Annotated in this window: 16 protein-coding genes; 8 read left to right on the top strand and 8 right to left on the bottom strand. The window is 71.8% G+C overall.

What is annotated here, in order from left to right; translation table 11 throughout:
* Positions 1-3 precede the first annotated feature (3 nt).
* Complete coding sequence (locus tag ACFXC1_RS00610) at positions 4-828, top strand: SDR family oxidoreductase (RefSeq protein ID WP_381236863.1); 825 nt, start codon at positions 4-6, stop codon at positions 826-828.
* Positions 829-836: 8 nt separating this feature from the next.
* Here ACFXC1_RS00610 and ACFXC1_RS00605 read toward each other — a convergent pair whose 3' ends face one another.
* The 3 genes from ACFXC1_RS00605 to ACFXC1_RS00595 form a co-directional block, all read right to left on the bottom strand.
* The gene (locus tag ACFXC1_RS00605) at positions 837-1,379 is read right to left on the bottom strand and encodes a SixA phosphatase family protein (protein WP_381236860.1); all 543 of its coding nucleotides are present in this window, start codon (positions 1,377-1,379) and stop codon (positions 837-839) included.
* The gene (locus ACFXC1_RS00600) at positions 1,376-2,140 is read right to left on the bottom strand and encodes a hypothetical protein (protein WP_381236857.1); all 765 of its coding nucleotides are present in this window, start codon (positions 2,138-2,140) and stop codon (positions 1,376-1,378) included. The genes ACFXC1_RS00605 and ACFXC1_RS00600 overlap by 4 nt, the downstream gene beginning before the upstream one ends.
* Before the next feature lie 124 nt (positions 2,141-2,264).
* Positions 2,265-3,155, bottom strand: a complete 891-nt coding sequence (locus ACFXC1_RS00595; protein ID WP_381236854.1) for an alpha/beta fold hydrolase — start codon at positions 3,153-3,155, stop codon at positions 2,265-2,267.
* 121 nt (positions 3,156-3,276) lie between these two features.
* Between ACFXC1_RS00595 and ACFXC1_RS00590 the strand changes: the two genes are divergently transcribed.
* On the top strand, positions 3,277-5,322 hold the full coding sequence (locus ACFXC1_RS00590; protein ID WP_381236851.1) for an AfsR/SARP family transcriptional regulator: 2,046 nt from the start codon (positions 3,277-3,279) through the stop codon (positions 5,320-5,322).
* A 13-nt stretch (positions 5,323-5,335) separates the two neighbouring features.
* Here the strand turns inward: ACFXC1_RS00590 and ACFXC1_RS00585 are convergent, their stop codons facing one another.
* On the bottom strand, positions 5,336-5,704 hold the full coding sequence (locus ACFXC1_RS00585; RefSeq protein WP_381236848.1) for a hypothetical protein: 369 nt from the start codon (positions 5,702-5,704) through the stop codon (positions 5,336-5,338).
* Positions 5,705-6,320: 616 nt separating this feature from the next.
* On the opposite strand from ACFXC1_RS00585, the gene ACFXC1_RS00580 reads away from it, so the two are divergent.
* The 3 genes from ACFXC1_RS00580 to ACFXC1_RS00570 all read left to right on the top strand — a co-directional run bounded on the left by ACFXC1_RS00580 (position 6,321) and on the right by ACFXC1_RS00570 (position 9,843).
* Positions 6,321-6,761: a CoA-binding protein gene (locus ACFXC1_RS00580; protein WP_381236845.1), complete on the top strand. Its 441-nt coding sequence runs from the start codon at positions 6,321-6,323 to the stop codon at positions 6,759-6,761.
* A 139-nt stretch (positions 6,762-6,900) separates the two neighbouring features.
* The gene (locus tag ACFXC1_RS00575) at positions 6,901-8,538 is read left to right on the top strand and encodes an APC family permease (protein WP_381236842.1); all 1,638 of its coding nucleotides are present in this window, start codon (positions 6,901-6,903) and stop codon (positions 8,536-8,538) included.
* Positions 8,539-8,622: 84 nt separating this feature from the next.
* Positions 8,623-9,843 (top strand): 4-hydroxybenzoate 3-monooxygenase, encoded by a 1,221-nt coding sequence (locus ACFXC1_RS00570; RefSeq protein ID WP_381236839.1) that lies wholly within the window; start codon positions 8,623-8,625, stop codon positions 9,841-9,843.
* Between the two features lie 7 nt (positions 9,844-9,850).
* Here the strand turns inward: ACFXC1_RS00570 and ACFXC1_RS00565 are convergent, their stop codons facing one another.
* Positions 9,851-10,210: an ArsR/SmtB family transcription factor gene (locus tag ACFXC1_RS00565; RefSeq protein WP_362978478.1), complete on the bottom strand. Its 360-nt coding sequence runs from the start codon at positions 10,208-10,210 to the stop codon at positions 9,851-9,853.
* A 59-nt stretch (positions 10,211-10,269) separates the two neighbouring features.
* Between ACFXC1_RS00565 and ACFXC1_RS00560 the strand changes: the two genes are divergently transcribed.
* Positions 10,270-11,307, top strand: coding sequence for a cation diffusion facilitator family transporter (locus ACFXC1_RS00560; protein WP_381236834.1), 1,038 nt, complete (start codon positions 10,270-10,272; stop codon positions 11,305-11,307).
* 2 nt (positions 11,308-11,309) lie between these two features.
* Here the strand turns inward: ACFXC1_RS00560 and ACFXC1_RS00555 are convergent, their stop codons facing one another.
* Positions 11,310-11,867 carry a YbaK/EbsC family protein gene (locus ACFXC1_RS00555; protein WP_381236831.1) on the bottom strand — a complete coding sequence of 186 codons (558 nt, stop codon included), beginning with the start codon at positions 11,865-11,867 and terminating at the stop codon, positions 11,310-11,312.
* 31 nt (positions 11,868-11,898) lie between these two features.
* On the bottom strand, positions 11,899-12,483 hold the full coding sequence (locus ACFXC1_RS00550) for a helix-turn-helix domain-containing protein (protein WP_381236829.1): 585 nt from the start codon (positions 12,481-12,483) through the stop codon (positions 11,899-11,901).
* 105 nt (positions 12,484-12,588) lie between these two features.
* Between ACFXC1_RS00550 and ACFXC1_RS00545 the strand changes: the two genes are divergently transcribed.
* Positions 12,589-13,446 carry an EamA family transporter gene (locus ACFXC1_RS00545; RefSeq protein WP_381236826.1) on the top strand — a complete coding sequence of 286 codons (858 nt, stop codon included), beginning with the start codon at positions 12,589-12,591 and terminating at the stop codon, positions 13,444-13,446.
* A gap of 7 nt (positions 13,447-13,453) precedes the next feature.
* Here the strand turns inward: ACFXC1_RS00545 and ACFXC1_RS00540 are convergent, their stop codons facing one another.
* Entirely contained in the window at positions 13,454-14,251 is a 798-nt protein-coding gene (locus tag ACFXC1_RS00540; protein WP_381236823.1) for an acyltransferase, read from the bottom strand.
* 108 nt (positions 14,252-14,359) lie between these two features.
* Between ACFXC1_RS00540 and ACFXC1_RS00535 the strand changes: the two genes are divergently transcribed.
* On the top strand, positions 14,360-14,887 hold the full coding sequence (locus tag ACFXC1_RS00535; RefSeq protein ID WP_381236820.1) for a gamma carbonic anhydrase family protein: 528 nt from the start codon (positions 14,360-14,362) through the stop codon (positions 14,885-14,887).
* The last annotated feature ends 171 nt before the right edge of the window (positions 14,888-15,058 follow it).

Raw genomic sequence — 15,058 nt, 5'->3', positions numbered from 1 at the left:
GCCGTGCGAGTCCTTGTCGTCGGCGCCAGCGGCTTCCTGGGTACGGAACTGGTGCGCCGGGCGAGCGCGGCGGGCTGGGCCACGTCGGCGACGTACTGTTCCGCGCGCCCCGACACCGTGCCGCCCGGCGTCTCCTGGCACCGGCTCGACCTCCGCGCACCCGACCAACTCGACGGCCTCCTGGCCGAGTTGACCCCGGACGCGATCATCAACGCGACCAGCGGACTGAGCGACTGGGCGGTCACCGCCGACGGGTCGTTCCGGGTGGCGATGGCTGCTGCGCGTCACGGCCGCCGCCTGGTCCATGTCTCCAGCGACGCCGTGTTCTCCGGTTCCCGTATCTCCTACGACGAGTCCTGCCCGCCCGACCCGGTCACCCCGTACGGCGCGGCGAAGGCCGCCGCCGAGACCGCCGTGCGCCTTCTGACACCGGCCGCCGCGGTCGCGCGTACCTCGCTGATCGTCGGATACGGCGGCTCCGCGCACGAGCGCATGGTGCACGAACTGGCCGCCGGTGTGCGCGAAGGCGTCCTGTTCACCGATGTCGTCCGCTGCCCGGTCCACGTCTCGGACCTGGCCGCCGCTCTGCTGGAACTCGCGCAGTCCGACGAGTCGGGCATGTTCCACCTGGCCGGCCCGGACGCCCTGAGCCGACACGAACTCGGCGTGCTCATCGCCCGACGCGACGGACTCGACGCGAGCCGGCTCCCCGCCGGGTGCGGAGCGGGCACGTCCATGGCCCTCGACGTCCGGCTGGACGGCCGAGCCACCCAGGAGCGGCTGGACACCCGACTGCGCGGAGCCCGGGAGTTCCTCCAACTCCGTTAGAAACAGCCCTACTTCTTCTTGCCCCTCGGCACGGTCAGACCCGTCAGCAGGGCCGTGCCCGGGGCGAGGTCCTGCCAGGTGCGGCCGTGCCAGGCCAGCACCGCGATCGCCGAGGTCGGGAACTTCACCCGGACCTCGTCGAGCGCGTCGTCGAGACTGTCGCCGGCGAGTTCGAGGACCAGCTCCTCCAGGCCGGGGTTGTGCCCGACGACGAGCAACGTCTCGACCTCGTGCGGCACTTGGTGAACGGCGTCGAGCAGGTCCGCCACGTCGGCCGCGTAGAGCCGTGGTTCGTACCGCACCGGCGGCGGGGTGCCCCACTGGGACGAGGCCAACTCCCAGGTCTGGCGCGCCCGTACGGCCGTGGAGCACAGCGCGAGATCCGGCAGGCAGTCCGTCTCGGCGAGCGCGATCCCGGCGGCCGGGGCGTCGCGCAGGCCGCGCGGGGCGAGCGGCCGTAGATGATCGGGAACGCCTGCGGGCCACGCGGACTTGGCGTGCCGCAGCACGACCAGTCGGCGCAGCGGGCGGGCCCCGGAACGGGCGTTCACGCCAACGACCCGATGTCACGGGTGAGTTCGAGTCCGAGCAGCCGGTCGGCGTAGGCGTACGTCTCGAAGCGGGCGCCGTCCGGCAGTTCGGGCCAGGTCTCCACGCGCCGCAACACCCCCAGCACGGCAGGCACATCGAGGTCGTTCTCCCAGGCGCTCCGCAGCTCGACGCGCACCTCGTCGGGCACCGGCCGCGAGGGCCGCCGCGCCCAGTCGGCGACCGACGCCCGCCAGTGCGCCAGAGTCCGCCGCGCCTCGTCCAGCCCGTCCGCGTCGAGCCGCACCGGCAGGTCCCGTGGGTGCGATAGCAGGGCGAGGCGGAGCGCGCCCGGGTCGGAGAGGTCCGGGGCAGCGGTCGTAGGCGATTCGACGGGCGCTACGGCGACCAGGGCTCCCCCAGGCGTCGCCTCGCTCCCGGCGGCCACATGGAGGACCTGGGCCTCGCCGAGTCCGGAGCCGAGGTCTCCGCCGTCCTCGAACGGGCGGATGCCCAACGCCCCTGCGGCGGCGCGGAGTTCGGCCTGCTCGTGGTCGCCCGTGAGCAGGGCCCACACGGGTGTGCCGCCGAGTTCGAGGGCGCGTACGAGAAGGTCGGCGACGAGCAGGACACGTAGTGCCGTGGGATCGAGGGCCGACGCGTGCGCCTCGACCCTGGTCAGGCCACGGCGGGCGGGGGCGGCTTCGGTGGAGTCGCCGGTTCGGGCGTCGATGATGCGCAGCACGGCCCGAGCGTAGGCGGGCGGAGGGCCGTACGCACGCATGTTCGCTCTGTTCCGGCAGGAGTCGCGGGGCCTTGCCGGGGTGCCGGGCCTTGGGGGCCGCCCGCACCGAAACCCGCGACGACTGTCCCGGCGCTACTGCGCGGTCCGGCGAGGGGGAACGCGGTCAGCGGGCCAGCAGGTCCCGGAGTGCCTTGGCCACGTCGGCGGGTGCCTCCTCCGCCATGAAGTGGCCGCAGGTCACGGTGGAGTGCCGCAGGTCCGGTGCCCAGCCGCGCCACAGGGCCGCCGCGTCGAAGCCGAGGGCGGCGCCCCAGTCCTGCTGGAGTACCGCGACCGGCATCCGCAGCTGGTTCCCGGCGTCCCGGTCGGTCTGGTCGTGGGCGAGGTCGACGCCGGCGGAGGCACGGTAGTCGGCGACGATCGAGGGGACCGCGGCGCGGCAGGCGTCCAGGTAGGCGGTGCGGACGTCGGCGGGGATCGCGTGTGGGTCGTTGGCCCAGAGGTCGAGGAAGTGGCCGAAGAACGCGTCGGGCGCGGCGGCGATCAACTCCTCGGGCAGGCCCGGGGGTTGGGCCATGAGGTAGAGGTGGAAGCCGACGGCGGCGGTGACGCCGTGCAGCACGTCCCACATGTCGAGGGTGGGGAGTACGTCGAGACAGGCGAGGTGGGTGACGGCGTCCGGGTGGTCGAGTCCGGCGCGGAAGGCGACGAGGGCGCCGCGGTCGTGGCCGGCGAGTGCGAAGCGCTCGTGTCCCAGGGCGTGGGCGAGGGTCACGATGTCGTTCGCCATGGTGCGCTTGGCATAGCCCGGTCCGTCGCCGGAGCCGTCGGTCTCGGCGGGCTTGTCGCTCGCGCCGTAGCCGCGCAGGTCGGGGCAGATGACGGTGTGGTCGGCCGCGAGGTCGGCGGCGACATGGCGCCACATGAGGTGGGTCTGCGGAAAGCCGTGCAGCAGCACGACCGGGCTGCCCGAACCGGACACCGCCGCGTTCAGGGACACGCCGTCCGCGACGGAAACGCGGTGGTAGGTGAAGCCGGGGATTGTCGGTGGCATGGTGCGCCCTGCTTTCGTCGGTGCTGTCGGTGCTGTGTCTCCGAGCCTGCCGCGCGCCGATGAGCAACGGGTGAGCGCGCTACCGTGACCTGGGGCGATGCCCCGGAAAGGGTGGTCGGTGATGGAGGTCGCGTTCGGGGTGCTGGGGCCGGTGACGGCCTGGGACGGCGCCGGGGACGTGATCGCCCTGCGGGGACCGCGACACCGGGCGGTGCTGGCCCGGCTGCTCGTGGCCCGGCGCCGGGTCGTCCCGGTCGGGCGGCTGGTCGAGGACCTGTGGGAGGGCCGGGAGGAGCCGCCCGCCGACGCGGTGGGCGCGGTACGCACCTTCGTCGCGGCGCTGCGCCGGGCCCTGGAACCGGAGCGCCCGCCGCGCGCACCGGCCCGGCTGCTGGTGACGGAGGGGCCGGGGTACGCGCTGCGGGCCGGACCGGATGCCGTGGACGCCTGGCGCTTCGAGCGCGCGGTGTCCGCCGCCGGAGAGCTGCCGGACGCGCAGGCACTGGCCCGCTTGGAGGAGGCGCTCGGCTGGTGGCGGGGCCCGGCCTACGCCGATTTCGGCACCGAGACCTGGGCCGGCGCGGAACGCTCCCGCCTCGCCGAGCTGCGCCTGCACGCGGTCGAACGCCGGGCCGAGACCCAACTCGCCCTGGTCCGGGCCGCGGAGGCGGTACCGGACCTGGAGGCACATACGGCCGAACACCCGTGGCGCGAGAACGCCTGGCGACTGCTGGCCCTGGCCCTCTACCGCACCGGCCGCCAAGGCGACGCCCTCGCGGTACTGCGCCGGGCCCGCACCCTCCTCGTGGAACAACTCGGAACGGACCCCGGGCCGGCGCTGCGCCGGCTGGAGGCGGACATCCTGGCGCAGGCTCCGCACCTCGACACCGGGCCTGGCAGTCCGCAGGAACAGGCACAGATCACCAACGGCCCACACGAACAAGGCCAGTCGCAAGCGGACAGCGGTCCCGCGGAGCAGGTATGGGCAGCCGCCACCGCCGCCTACGACCGGACCGTGGCGGCCGGTGCCCGGGTGCGGCTGGAGTCGACGGTGGGGCTGTTGCGGGATCTCGCGGTGACCGGTGGCGGCGGGCTGGAGGCGGCCCGGGGGCATCGGCTCGCGGCGATCAACGCGGCGGCCGAACTGGGAGATCCGGAGCTCACCGCCCGGGTGATCGGCGCCTACGACGTCCCGGCGATCTGGACCCGTGTCGACGACCCCCGGCTCGCGGCGGAGACCGTGGCCGCCGCCGAGCGCACCCTTGCCGTACTCCCGCCGGACGCCCATCTCGCGGTGCGGGCCCGTCTGTTGGCCACGGTCGCCCTGGAGTCGCGCGGTACCCGTTCGGCGCGCGGACCGCAGGCTGCGCACCAAGCAGAGAACATCGCCCGGCAGTTGAAGGACCCCGCGCTGCTGGCCTTCGCCCTCAACGGGGTGTTCATGCAGACCTTCCAGCGCGCCGGACTCGCCCCGCAACGGGACGGGATCGGGGCCGAGTTGGTCGCCCTGTCCGCCCGGCACGGCCTGGTCACCCATGAAGTGCTCGGCCATCTCGTCCGGCTCCAGGCCCGCGGCGCTCTCGCCGACTTCAGCGGAGCGGACCGACACGCGGCAGCCGCCGAGCAGCTGGCGGAGCGTCATGAACTGCCCCTGGTAGGCGTGTTCACCCAGTGGTATCAGGTGGTGCGGCTCGCCGAAAGCGGCAGTGCGCGGCCCGAGGATGTGGAGGCGGCCTACCAGAACGCGGCGCTACGGCTGGACGGAGCCGGAATGCCCGGGCTGGAGCACGGGCTGCTGCCGCTGGCCCTGCTGTGTCTGCGGGTGCGGCACGGGCGACCCGCCCAGACCCACGGGCACATCGACTGGGGGCCGTACGAACCGTGGGCCCGCCCGCTCGTGTCGCTGGCCCAGGGACGGCCCAACTACGCCCGGACCGCGCTGCGTTCACTCCCCGACCCACCGCGCGACCTGCTGTTCGAGGCGCTGTGGTGCCTGGCCGCGCGGGTGGCGGTCGCCGTGGGTGACCGGGACACGATGGAGCGCGCGAGGGACGAACTGACGCCCGCCGCAGCCGAGTTGGCCGGGGCTGGCAGCGGCCTGCTCACCCTGGGCCCCGTCTCGCAGTACCTCGACGATCTCGCCGGCGCGCTACGGAGCCCTCGGTGAGCGGGAGTTCGCGTCAGTCGCCGACCTGCACGACCGTTGTCGCCCCGGCCCGGACCGTCGGCGTCGCGTAGGTGCAGGTCACTCCGTGGACCGTCTTCACGCGCACGCGCTGCGCGACACCGTTGACCTTGATCTTCTTGTGGACGCCGGGGAAGCGGGCCTCCCAACTGTAGGAGTCCTTGCGGGAGTTGTTCGTCAGCGTGGTCTTCGCGGCGCCGTCGTGCCGCACGGTGACCGTGCCGGTGCCGAGGGGGACGTCGGCAGCCTGGAGCCACTTCATGCCGGTCGGCAGCTGCGACCGGGTGGTCACGTTGTGGTCCGGCGCGTCCGGTGTGATGCCCATCAGACCCTGGATGGTCCGGCTGACCAGGGTGAACGACACCTTGGGGTAGTCGCCGTTCGGGCCCTGGCTGGAGTTGACGTGCTGGGTCTCGCGCGCCGTAGATCTTCTGCATCCACTGCCAGGCGGTGTCGGCGCGGTTGTTCTTGAAGAACATGTCGGGCAGGTAGGTCGTGGACTCGATGTCGGGTGAGCCCTGCGGTCCCGGTTCCGCTACGTCTCCGCCGACGCCTACCAGTGGTTCGAGTCCGGCCCGGCAGCCCACCTCACGATCCGCGACAACTCCTTCACCTGCCCCACGGGTCCGGTGATCTTCGTGGAACCGACCAACCAGGTCGTCGACCCGGCCAACCCGGTGCACCACAACATCGCGGTCGAACACAACTCCTTCGACATCGGCGACGTGACGGTCGTCAACGCCAAGAGCGTCGGCGGCTTCACCTTCACCGGAACACGGTCCGCCGCCTGGCCGCGCCGGACGAGCCGCCGTACACCTCACCGCTGTTCGTCTTCCACGGCAGCACGGGCATCAAGATCGCCCACAACGACTACGACAGGGGCCTCAGCACCACCGTGGTCTCCGACTGAGGGAATCCCCGCCCGCCGTGCGCCGTTGTGCCACGCGTCAGACTCCGCACGCACACCAAGGAGGCCGAGCGTGTACGGCGACTCAGCAACGGTCCGCAAGATCCTCACCGAGTCCGGTGACACCTGGGCGGTCGTGGGCCTGTCCTCGAACCGGTCCCGCGCGGCGTACGGCGTGGCGGAGGTGCTGCAGCGCTTCGGCAAGCGCGTGGTCCCGGTCCACCCCAAGGCGGAGGCGGTGCACGGCGAGCAGGGGTACGCCTCGCTCGCGGACATCCCCTTCGAGGTCGACGTCGTCGACGTGTTCGTCAACAGCGACCTCGCCGGGGCGGTCGCGGACGAGGCGGTCGCCAAGGGCGCGAAGGCCGTCTGGTTCCAGCTCGGCGTGATCGACGAGCCCGCGTACGAGCGGACCCGGGCGGCGGGCCTGGAGATGGTGATGGACCGTTGCCCGGCGATCGAGATCCCGGGGCTCGGCCGCGGCGCCGGCCGACACGGTGACCAGGCACTGTAAGTAGCCTGTGAACATGTCAAAGAACGCCTCGAAGACAAGTAAAATTTCAGGCAACGGACTTCTGTAAGAATTCATTCATTCCTAGCCTGAGGCCTCTTGTCCGTTAAGCATCCGTGCTGACTTCGAGAGGCCCCTTGACATGGTGAGTGTTGACAAACTCGTCCCGGAGGCCACCAGGGATCCGAGCGGTTTGCGGCGGGACGTCGGCCTGATCGGGCTCATGTGGGCCTCGGTGGGGTCGATCATCGGGTCCGGGTGGCTGTACGGCGCCGAGAAGGCCGTGGTGGTGGCAGGTCCGGCGGCGATCATCTCGTGGTTGATCGGCTCGGTCGCCATCGTGCTGCTGGCTCTGGTGCACGCGGAACTCGGCGGCATGTTCCCGGTCGCGGGCGGTACGGCGCGCTATCCGCACTACGCCTTCGGCGGGCTGGCCGGTATGTCCTTCGGCTGGTTCTCCTGGCTCCAGGCGGCAACCGTGGCGCCGATCGAGGTCGAGGCGATGATCGGCTACGCCGGTCACTGGTCCTGGGCCACCGGCTTCCAGCACACCGACGGGACGCTGACGGGCAGCGGTCTCCTCGTCGCGGTCATCCTCATGGCCGTCTTCGTAGTGGTCAACTTCCTCGGCGTCCGGGTCCTGGCGCACACCAACAGCGCCGCCACCTGGTGGAAGATCGCCGTACCGCTGGCCGCGATATTCATCATCGCGGTGGGCAACTTCCACCCGGGCAACTTCACTTCGCACGGCTTCGCGCCGTTCGGCGCCAAGGGTGTACTGAGCGCGATCAGCTCCAGCGGCATCATCTTCGCCCTGCTGGGCTTCGAGCAGGCCATCCAGCTCGCCGGCGAGAGCCGCGACCCCAAGCGGGACCTGCCGCGCGCGACCCTCGGCTCCGTGGCCATCGGCGCGGTCATCTACGTCCTGCTCCAGGTCGTGTTCATCGGCGCGTTGCCCGGCAGTTCCTTCGCACACGGCTGGGCCAAGCTCCACTACGCCGGCATCAGCGGCCCCTGGGCGGGCCTCGCGACCGTGGTGGGACTCGGCTGGCTGAGCGTCGTGCTGTACCTCGACGCCGTGATCTCCCCGGCCGGCACCGGCCTGATCTACACCACGGCCACCTCGCGTGTCTCCTACGGCCTGTCCAAGAACGGCTACGCGCCCAAGGTCTTCGCCGGAACCGACAAGCGGGGCGTGCCCTGGTTCGGCCTGATCATCTCCTTCGTGACCGGCGTGGTCTGCTTCCTGCCGTTCCCGAGCTGGCAGGAGTTGGTCGGGTTCATCACCTCGGCGAGCGTCCTGATGTACGCCGGTGCCCCGCTGGCGTACGGCGTGTTCGCCGACCGGCTGCCCCAACTGGAGCGCCCCTACCGGCTCCCCTTCGGCAAGGTGCTCTCCCCGCTGTCGTTCGTGGTCGCCAACCTCATCATCTACTGGGCCGGCTGGGACACCCTGTGGCGGCTCGGCATCGCCATCATCCTGGGCTACCTACTGCTCGGCTCCTACGCCTGGTACGCCACGGCGAGCGGGCGGCCCGATGCGCCCCGGCTGGACTGGAAGGCCGCACAGTGGCTGCCGCCCTATCTGCTGGGTCTGGGAGTCATCTCCTGGCAGGGCGGCTTCGGCGGTCAGGGCCACATCGCACTGTGGTGGGACATCCTGGTCGTCGCGGTCTTCTCCCTCGGCATCTACTACTGGGCCAAGGCGACCGCGTCACGGCCCGAGGACATCGAGCGCAGCATCGACGAGGTCGTGATCACGGACGCACCCGCGCACTGATCCGTCCCTTCCCACCCGCGATCCGAACCGGCCGCCGTCCAGGCGGCCGGTTTTCGGTTGTCGGGACGCCGTCATACTGGGCCGGTGACTTCTGCCTCCCCCCACCCCAACCCGCCGTCCACTCCCGGCTTTTCGGTCGTCGTCGTGGGCGCGGGCCCCGCCGGGCTCACCGTCGGAAACATCCTGCGCGCCGCCGGAGTCGACTGTCTGGTCCTGGAGACCGAGACCAGGGAGTTCATCGAACAGCGGCCACGGGCCGGGGTGATCGAGGAGTGGGCCGTCCGCGGACTCGAGCAACGGGGCCTCGCGCGGAACCTGTTGGAGCGGGCGCAGCGGCACACCCAGTGCGAGTTCCGCTTCGGCGGGCAGCGGCACCGGTTCTCCTACACGGAGTTGACGGGACATCACCACTACGTCTATCCCCAGCCGTTGCTGGTGACGGACCTGGTGCGGGAGTACGCGGACGTGCGCGGCGGCGAGATCCGCTTCGGTGTGCGGGACGTCGAGCTGCACGACCTGGACACCGACCGCCCGGCGGTGTCGTACACCGACGAAACCGGTCAACGACAGCTCGTGTACGGGGACTTCGTCGCGGGCTGCGACGGTGCGCGCGGGGTGAGCCGGGCCGCGATACCCCCGGAGCGGGCCCGCACCGCGCGGCACGACTACGGCATCGGCTGGCTCGCGCTGCTCGCCGAGGCGCCGCCGTCCTCGGACTGCGTTCTGTTCGGCGTCCATCCGCGCGGCTTCGCCGGGCACATGGCGCGCAGCCCCGAAGTCACCCGCTACTACCTGGAGTGCCCGCCCGGCGACGACCCCGCCAACTGGCCGGACGAACGCGTCTGGTCCGAGCTGCAGCACCGGCTCGCCGCGACCGGCGCCCCGCCGCTGACCGAGGGCCGGCTGATCGAGAAGCGCGTGCTCGACATGCACAACTACGTTGTCGAACCCATGGTGTTCGGCCGGCTCTGTCTCGCGGGCGACGCGGCCCATCTCACCGCGCCCATCGCCGCGAAGGGCATGAACCTCGCCCTGCACGACGCGTTCCTGCTCGGCGACGCGCTCGTCGCGTACCTCACCCGCGGCGAATCGGCGGGCCTGGGCGACTACTCGGAGGCATGTCTGGGCCGGGTCTGGGAGTACCAGGAGTTCTCCCGGTGGCTCTCCGAGGTGTACCACGGCGCCTCGTCCGGCGACCCGTACCTCGCGGGCACCACCCTCGCCCGGCTGCGCCGGGTCTTCCAATCCCCTTCCGCGGGGCTGGCGTTCGCGGAGTCGTACCTGGGCAAGGACCCGGTCGGCTGACGGACCGTCAGTCGTGCGGCGGGCGGTCGCTCAGCCGGTGGTCCGCCACGTTCAACGCCTCGTCGACGAGGCGTCGTAGATGACCGTCGCTCAACGAGTAGATCACCCGGCGGCCCTCCTTGCGCGTGGTCACCAGTCCCGCGAGACGCAGCCGCGCCAGATGCTGGCTGACGGCCGGGCGGGCCGCGTCGCAGGCCTCCGTGAGGGTGGTGACATCGGACTCGCCCGCCGTCAGGGCATGGAGGAGGGTCAGCCGTGTGCGGTCGCCGAGCAGGGCCAGGAGTTCGGCCGCCAGCGCGAACTGTTCCTCGCCCGGGGTACGCGGATGCGCATCGTGCGCAGGTGATAGGTGCGTGCGTGCGCTCATACGCACATAATGGTCCCGTGGGCGCCGTACGTCCACCCGCGCACCGGAAGGGGACGCACGTGAGCGACCAGCACCACCACGAGCACCATCATCACCACCACGCCCCCAAGGACATCCGCCACCGCCTCACCCACGTCCTCACCCCCCACTCCCACGAGACCGCCGACAAGCTCGACTCCGCCCTGGAGTCCTCGGCCCGCGGCATGCGCGCGCTCTGGGTGTCGCTCGCGGTGCTCGGTGCGACGGCGCTGGCGCAGGCGGTCGTGGTCGTGGTGTCCGGGTCGGTCGCGCTGCTCGGCGACACGGTGCACAACGCGGCGGACGCGCTGACCGCCGTACCGCTGGGCATCGCGTTCGTGCTCGGCCGCCGGGCGGCGACCCGGCGCTTCACCTACGGCTACGGCCGGGCCGAGGATCTGGCCGGTATCGCGATCGTGCTGACGATCGCCGCGTCCGCCGCGTTCGCGGCCTGGGCGGCGGTGGACCGGCTGCTCGACCCGCGGCCCGTCACGCATGTCGCGGCGGTCGCGGGGGCCGCGCTGGCCGGCTTCGTCGGCAACGAGTGGGTGGCCAGGTACCGGATCCGGGTCGGGCGGGAGATCGGCTCCGCCGCGCTGGTCGCCGACGGACTGCACGCGCGCACCGACGGGTTCACCTCGCTGGCCGTGCTGATCGGCGCCGGCGGCTCGGCGCTGGGGTGGCAACTCGCCGATCCCCTCGTGGGGTTGGCGATCACGGCCGCGATCGCGCTGGTGCTGCGGGACGCGGCGCGCGAGGTGTTCCGGCGGGTGATGGACGCCGTGGATCCCGAACTCGTGGACCGGGCCGAGCACGCCGTACGGGAGGTCCAAGGGGTGCGCGGGGTGGGCGAGTTGCGGCTGCGCTGGATCGGGCACCGGCTGCGCGCCGAGGTGGCGGTGGTCGTGGACGGGGAGGCGACGGTACGGCAGGCCCACGCCGTCGCCGTGGCGGCGGAACACGCGCTGCTGCACGCGGTACCGAGGCTCACCGCGGCCCTGGTGCACGCCGACCCGGCACCGGTGCCGGGCGAGGCGGACCCGCACGGGGAGTTGGCCCACCACCACAGCATGGCCTGAAATCAGGCGACCCCGAGACCTTCGAGCACGACCGCGCCCGGGATCTCCGCGAACGCCTTGCCGGGGACCAGGAGTTTGCCGCGGCGGCGTCCGCTGCCGACCAGGACGTAGGGGAGGTCGACGACGGCGGAGTCCACCAACACCGGCCAGTCGGCGGGGAGTCCGATGGGTGTGATGCCGCCGTACTCCATGCCGCTCTCGCCGGTCGCCGTGTCCATCGGCGCGAACGAGGCCTTGCGGGCGCCGAGTTGGCGGCGGACCACGCCGTTGACGTCGGCGCGGGTGGTGGACAGGACCACACAGGCGGCGAGCGTGGTCTCGCCGCCGCGCTTCCCGGCCACGACCACGCAGTTCGCGGACTGCTCCAGCAGCTCCCGGCCGTAGTGCTCGACGAAGGTGGCGGTGTCGGCCCACTCCGGGTCGGTGTCGACGTAGACGATCTGGTCGGCGGGGACGGTGCCGTGCCAGCCGCGCACGGCCTCGGCGACCGGGCGGGTCAGTTCGTCGAGGCAGTCGGGGGCGGGGGTGGCGTGGTCGAAGTGTCCGATGGGTGCGCGCATGACGGCACGCTAACAGTCGTACGGCGGCCGTTCACGGGGTGTCGCGGTGCACCGGCGGGACGGACACCGCCATCACCATCTCCATCGGCACCTCGCCCCGATTCCCGTATGTGTGGGGGGTGTTGGCCTCGAAGGTGGCGCTCGCGCCGGCCGGGACGAGGTGGTCCTCGCCGTCGACAGTGAGGGTCAGTTCACCGGTGGTGACATGGACCAGTTCGACGGTGCCGGTGGGATGGGGCTCGGAGGGGCTGCTCTCCCCCGGCATCAGCCGCCAGTCCCACATCTCCAGCGGGCCGGGCGCCTCGGTGCCGGCGAGGAGGCGGTTGTAGCTGCCGGCCTCGGTGTGCCACAGCCGTACGGCCCGGTCGGCGGGGACGATGCGGACCTTCGGGCCCTGTTCGTAGTCGAGCAGGGTGGTGATGCTGACCCCGAGGGCGTCACCGATCTTGACGACCGTACCGATGCTGGGATTGGTGCGGGCCTGCTCGATCTGGATGAGCATGCCCCGGCTCACGGCGGCCCGCGCGGCCAGCACGTCCAGGGTGAAGCCGCGCACCGAGCGCCAGTGCTTGACGTTGCGCGCCAGGGACTGGTTCAGCAGGTCGAGGTCCGACACGTTCCGCCCATACCTTCAGTTCAATATTATGGATGACAGAGTTCACTTCGCTGAACTACGGTGTGGTGCACCGATTGTTCACCGAACTGTACTGCGAGGCACCCCGTGACAGCACTCTTCGCCCTGGCCACCAGCCTCCTGTGGGGACTGGCCGACTTCGGTGGAGGCCTGCTGACCCGACGGTCCCCGGCGCTGACGGTCGTCGTCGTGTCGCAGGGGATCGCGGCGGCCGTGCTCGGCGCGGTCGTCATCGCCACCGGCGGCTGGAGCGAGGCCGGGCCGCGACTGTGGTTCGCGTTCGCGGCGGGGCTGGTGGGGCCGATCGCGCTCCTCTCCTTCTACAAGGCGCTCGCGCTGGGCCCGATGGGCGTCGTCTCACCGCTCGCCACACTGAGCGTGGCCGTGCCGGTCGGTGTCGGGCTGTTCCTCGGGGAGCGGCCCGGGCTGATGCAGGTGGCGGGGATCGCGGTCGCCGTCACGGGGGTCGTGCTGGCGGGCGGACCGCAGTTGCGGGGCGCGCCCGTGCAGCGGCAGGCCATCCTGCTGACGCTGATCGCCGCGCTCGGCTTCGGCACGGTGTTCGCGCTGATCGCGGAGGCGTCCACGAGCGTCACCGGTCTGTTCCTCGCGTTGTTCGTGCAGCGCCTGACGAACGTGGCCACCGGCGGGGCCGCGCTCTACGTCTCCGTACGGCGGGGCGGGACCGCGCTCCCGGAGGGCGGGTTCCCCTGGGGTTCGCTGCCCGCGCTGGCCTTCGTGGGGCTGGCCGATGTGGCGGCCAATGGGACGTATTCCGTTGCCGCGCAGCATGGGCCGGTGACCGTGGCGGCGGTGCTCGCGTCGTTGTACCCGGTGGTGACGTCCCTGGCCGCGCGCGGATTTCTGAGTGAGCGGTTGCGGGCGGTGCAGGCGGCGGGGGCGGGGCTCGCGTTGGTGGGGACGTTGTTGCTGGCCACGGGGTGAGTGCCGCTCAGGCTTCGGCGTCCAGTTCCGCCAGCCGCGCGATCGTGTCGTCGTCGAGTCCGGCGAGCCGCGCCGCGGTCTCCTCGTCCAGACCGGCCAGCGCGTTCAACTGGTCCGGAGTGACGCCCTCGGGGATCGGTACCGGCGCAGGCGTCCGCAGCGGTGGCTGCCAGCCCTCCGCCGGAGTCCAGCGGCGCACGACCCGTGCGGGTGCCCCCGCCACCACGGCATGGTCGGGCACCGTGCCCCGGACCACCGCGCCGGCCGCCACCACCACGTTCCGGCCGATCCGCGCACCTGGCAGGATCACCGCGCCGGTGCCGACCCAGCAGCCCGGGCCGATCTCGACGGGTTCCATGCGCGGCCACTGCTTGCCGATGGGCTCGTGCGGGTCGTCGTAGGAATGGTTCGTGGAGGTGACGTAGACGTACGGCCCGAAGTAGCAGTCGCTGCCGATGGTGACCGTCGTGTCGGCGATGACGTGGCTGCCGCGGCCGAGGACCACACCGTCGCCGAGGCGCAGGATGGGGTCGGGGCCGAGGTCGAGGTCGGGCATCAGGCCCGCGGTGAGGGTGACCTGTTCGCCGACGATGCAGTGGGCGCCGAGGTGGATCCACGGTTCGCCGAAGACGGTGCCCAGCGGGAAGGCGAGTCTGGTACCTGTTCCCATCGCGCCGAAGCGGAACCGTCCCGGGTGTGCGGCGGTCACGGAGCCCGTGCGCTGCACCCAGGCCCAGCCCGCGTGGACGGCGCGTTGCGCGAGCTGGCGCCGCCATTCTGAGAACGTGTTCTTGCGCTTGGGCACCCGCACACGGTACTCAGCGTGAGCCGCACCGATGAGGTCCGGCCGCTGTGATCTTCGCCCTACCCGATGACATACGGTGCGGGTGTCTTCGACGAGAGGGAGAGCACGATGACGCACAAGGCGTTGATCACGGGTATCGGCGGCCGGGAACCGAAGGTCGACGAGGGGGCGTTCGTCGCCCCTACGGCGTCGGTGATCGGGGATGTGACGGTGTCGGCGGGGGCGAGCGTCTGGTACGGGGCCGTGTTGCGCGGTGACGTCGAGCGGATCGTCGTCGGGGCGAGCAGCAATATTCAGGACAACTGCACGCTGCATGCCGATCCCGGTTTTCCGGTGAGCGTCGGGGAGCGGGTGTCCGTCGGGCACAACGCCGTTGTGCATGGGGCGACCGTCGAGGACGACTGTCTGATCGGGATGGGGGCTACGGTGCTCAACGGGGCGGTGATCGGGGCGGGTTCGCTTGTCGCCGCGCAGGCGTTGGTACCGCAGGGAATGGTTGTGCCGGCGGGGTCACTGGTCGCGGGGGTGCCGGCGAAGGTGCGGCGGGAGTTGAGTGCCGAGGAGCGGGAGGGGTTGACCCTCAACGGGACCATGTACTCGGAGTTGGCCAAGGCGCATAAGGGGGTGCATGAGTAGACCGGCTGGCGGGTGCGGGTTGCCCGTGGCCGGCCGCGCCCACGCGGCGGAGCCGCATATCAAACTGAGCCCCGGGGCCCGGGGGGGGGGGGGGCCCCCCCGCGGGGGGGGGGGGGGGGGGCGGGTTGAGCCCCGGCAGCTTGAGTGGCGTGGCGCGCCCCCACAGCAGAG

The organism is Streptomyces hokutonensis (genome assembly GCF_042751305.1).
Classification (GTDB): domain Bacteria; phylum Actinomycetota; class Actinomycetes; order Streptomycetales; family Streptomycetaceae; genus Streptomyces; species Streptomyces hokutonensis_A.
This window is presented reverse-complemented; position numbering and strand designations above follow the sequence as displayed.

Coding starts and splice junctions, on each gene's coding strand:
- ACFXC1_RS00600 (WP_381236857.1), bottom strand. CDS start 2,140: ATGCGTGCGTACGGCCCTCCGCCCGCCTACGCTCGGGCCGTGCTGCGC.
- ACFXC1_RS00595 (WP_381236854.1), bottom strand. CDS start 3,155: ATGCCACCGACAATCCCCGGCTTCACCTACCACCGCGTTTCCGTCGCG.
- ACFXC1_RS00590 (WP_381236851.1), top strand. CDS start 3,277: ATGGAGGTCGCGTTCGGGGTGCTGGGGCCGGTGACGGCCTGGGACGGC.
- ACFXC1_RS00575 (WP_381236842.1), top strand. CDS start 6,901: ATGGTGAGTGTTGACAAACTCGTCCCGGAGGCCACCAGGGATCCGAGC.
- ACFXC1_RS00565 (WP_362978478.1), bottom strand. CDS start 10,210: ATGAGCGCACGCACGCACCTATCACCTGCGCACGATGCGCATCCGCGT.
- ACFXC1_RS00555 (WP_381236831.1), bottom strand. CDS start 11,867: ATGCGCGCACCCATCGGACACTTCGACCACGCCACCCCCGCCCCCGAC.
- ACFXC1_RS00535 (WP_381236820.1), top strand. CDS start 14,360: ATGACGCACAAGGCGTTGATCACGGGTATCGGCGGCCGGGAACCGAAG.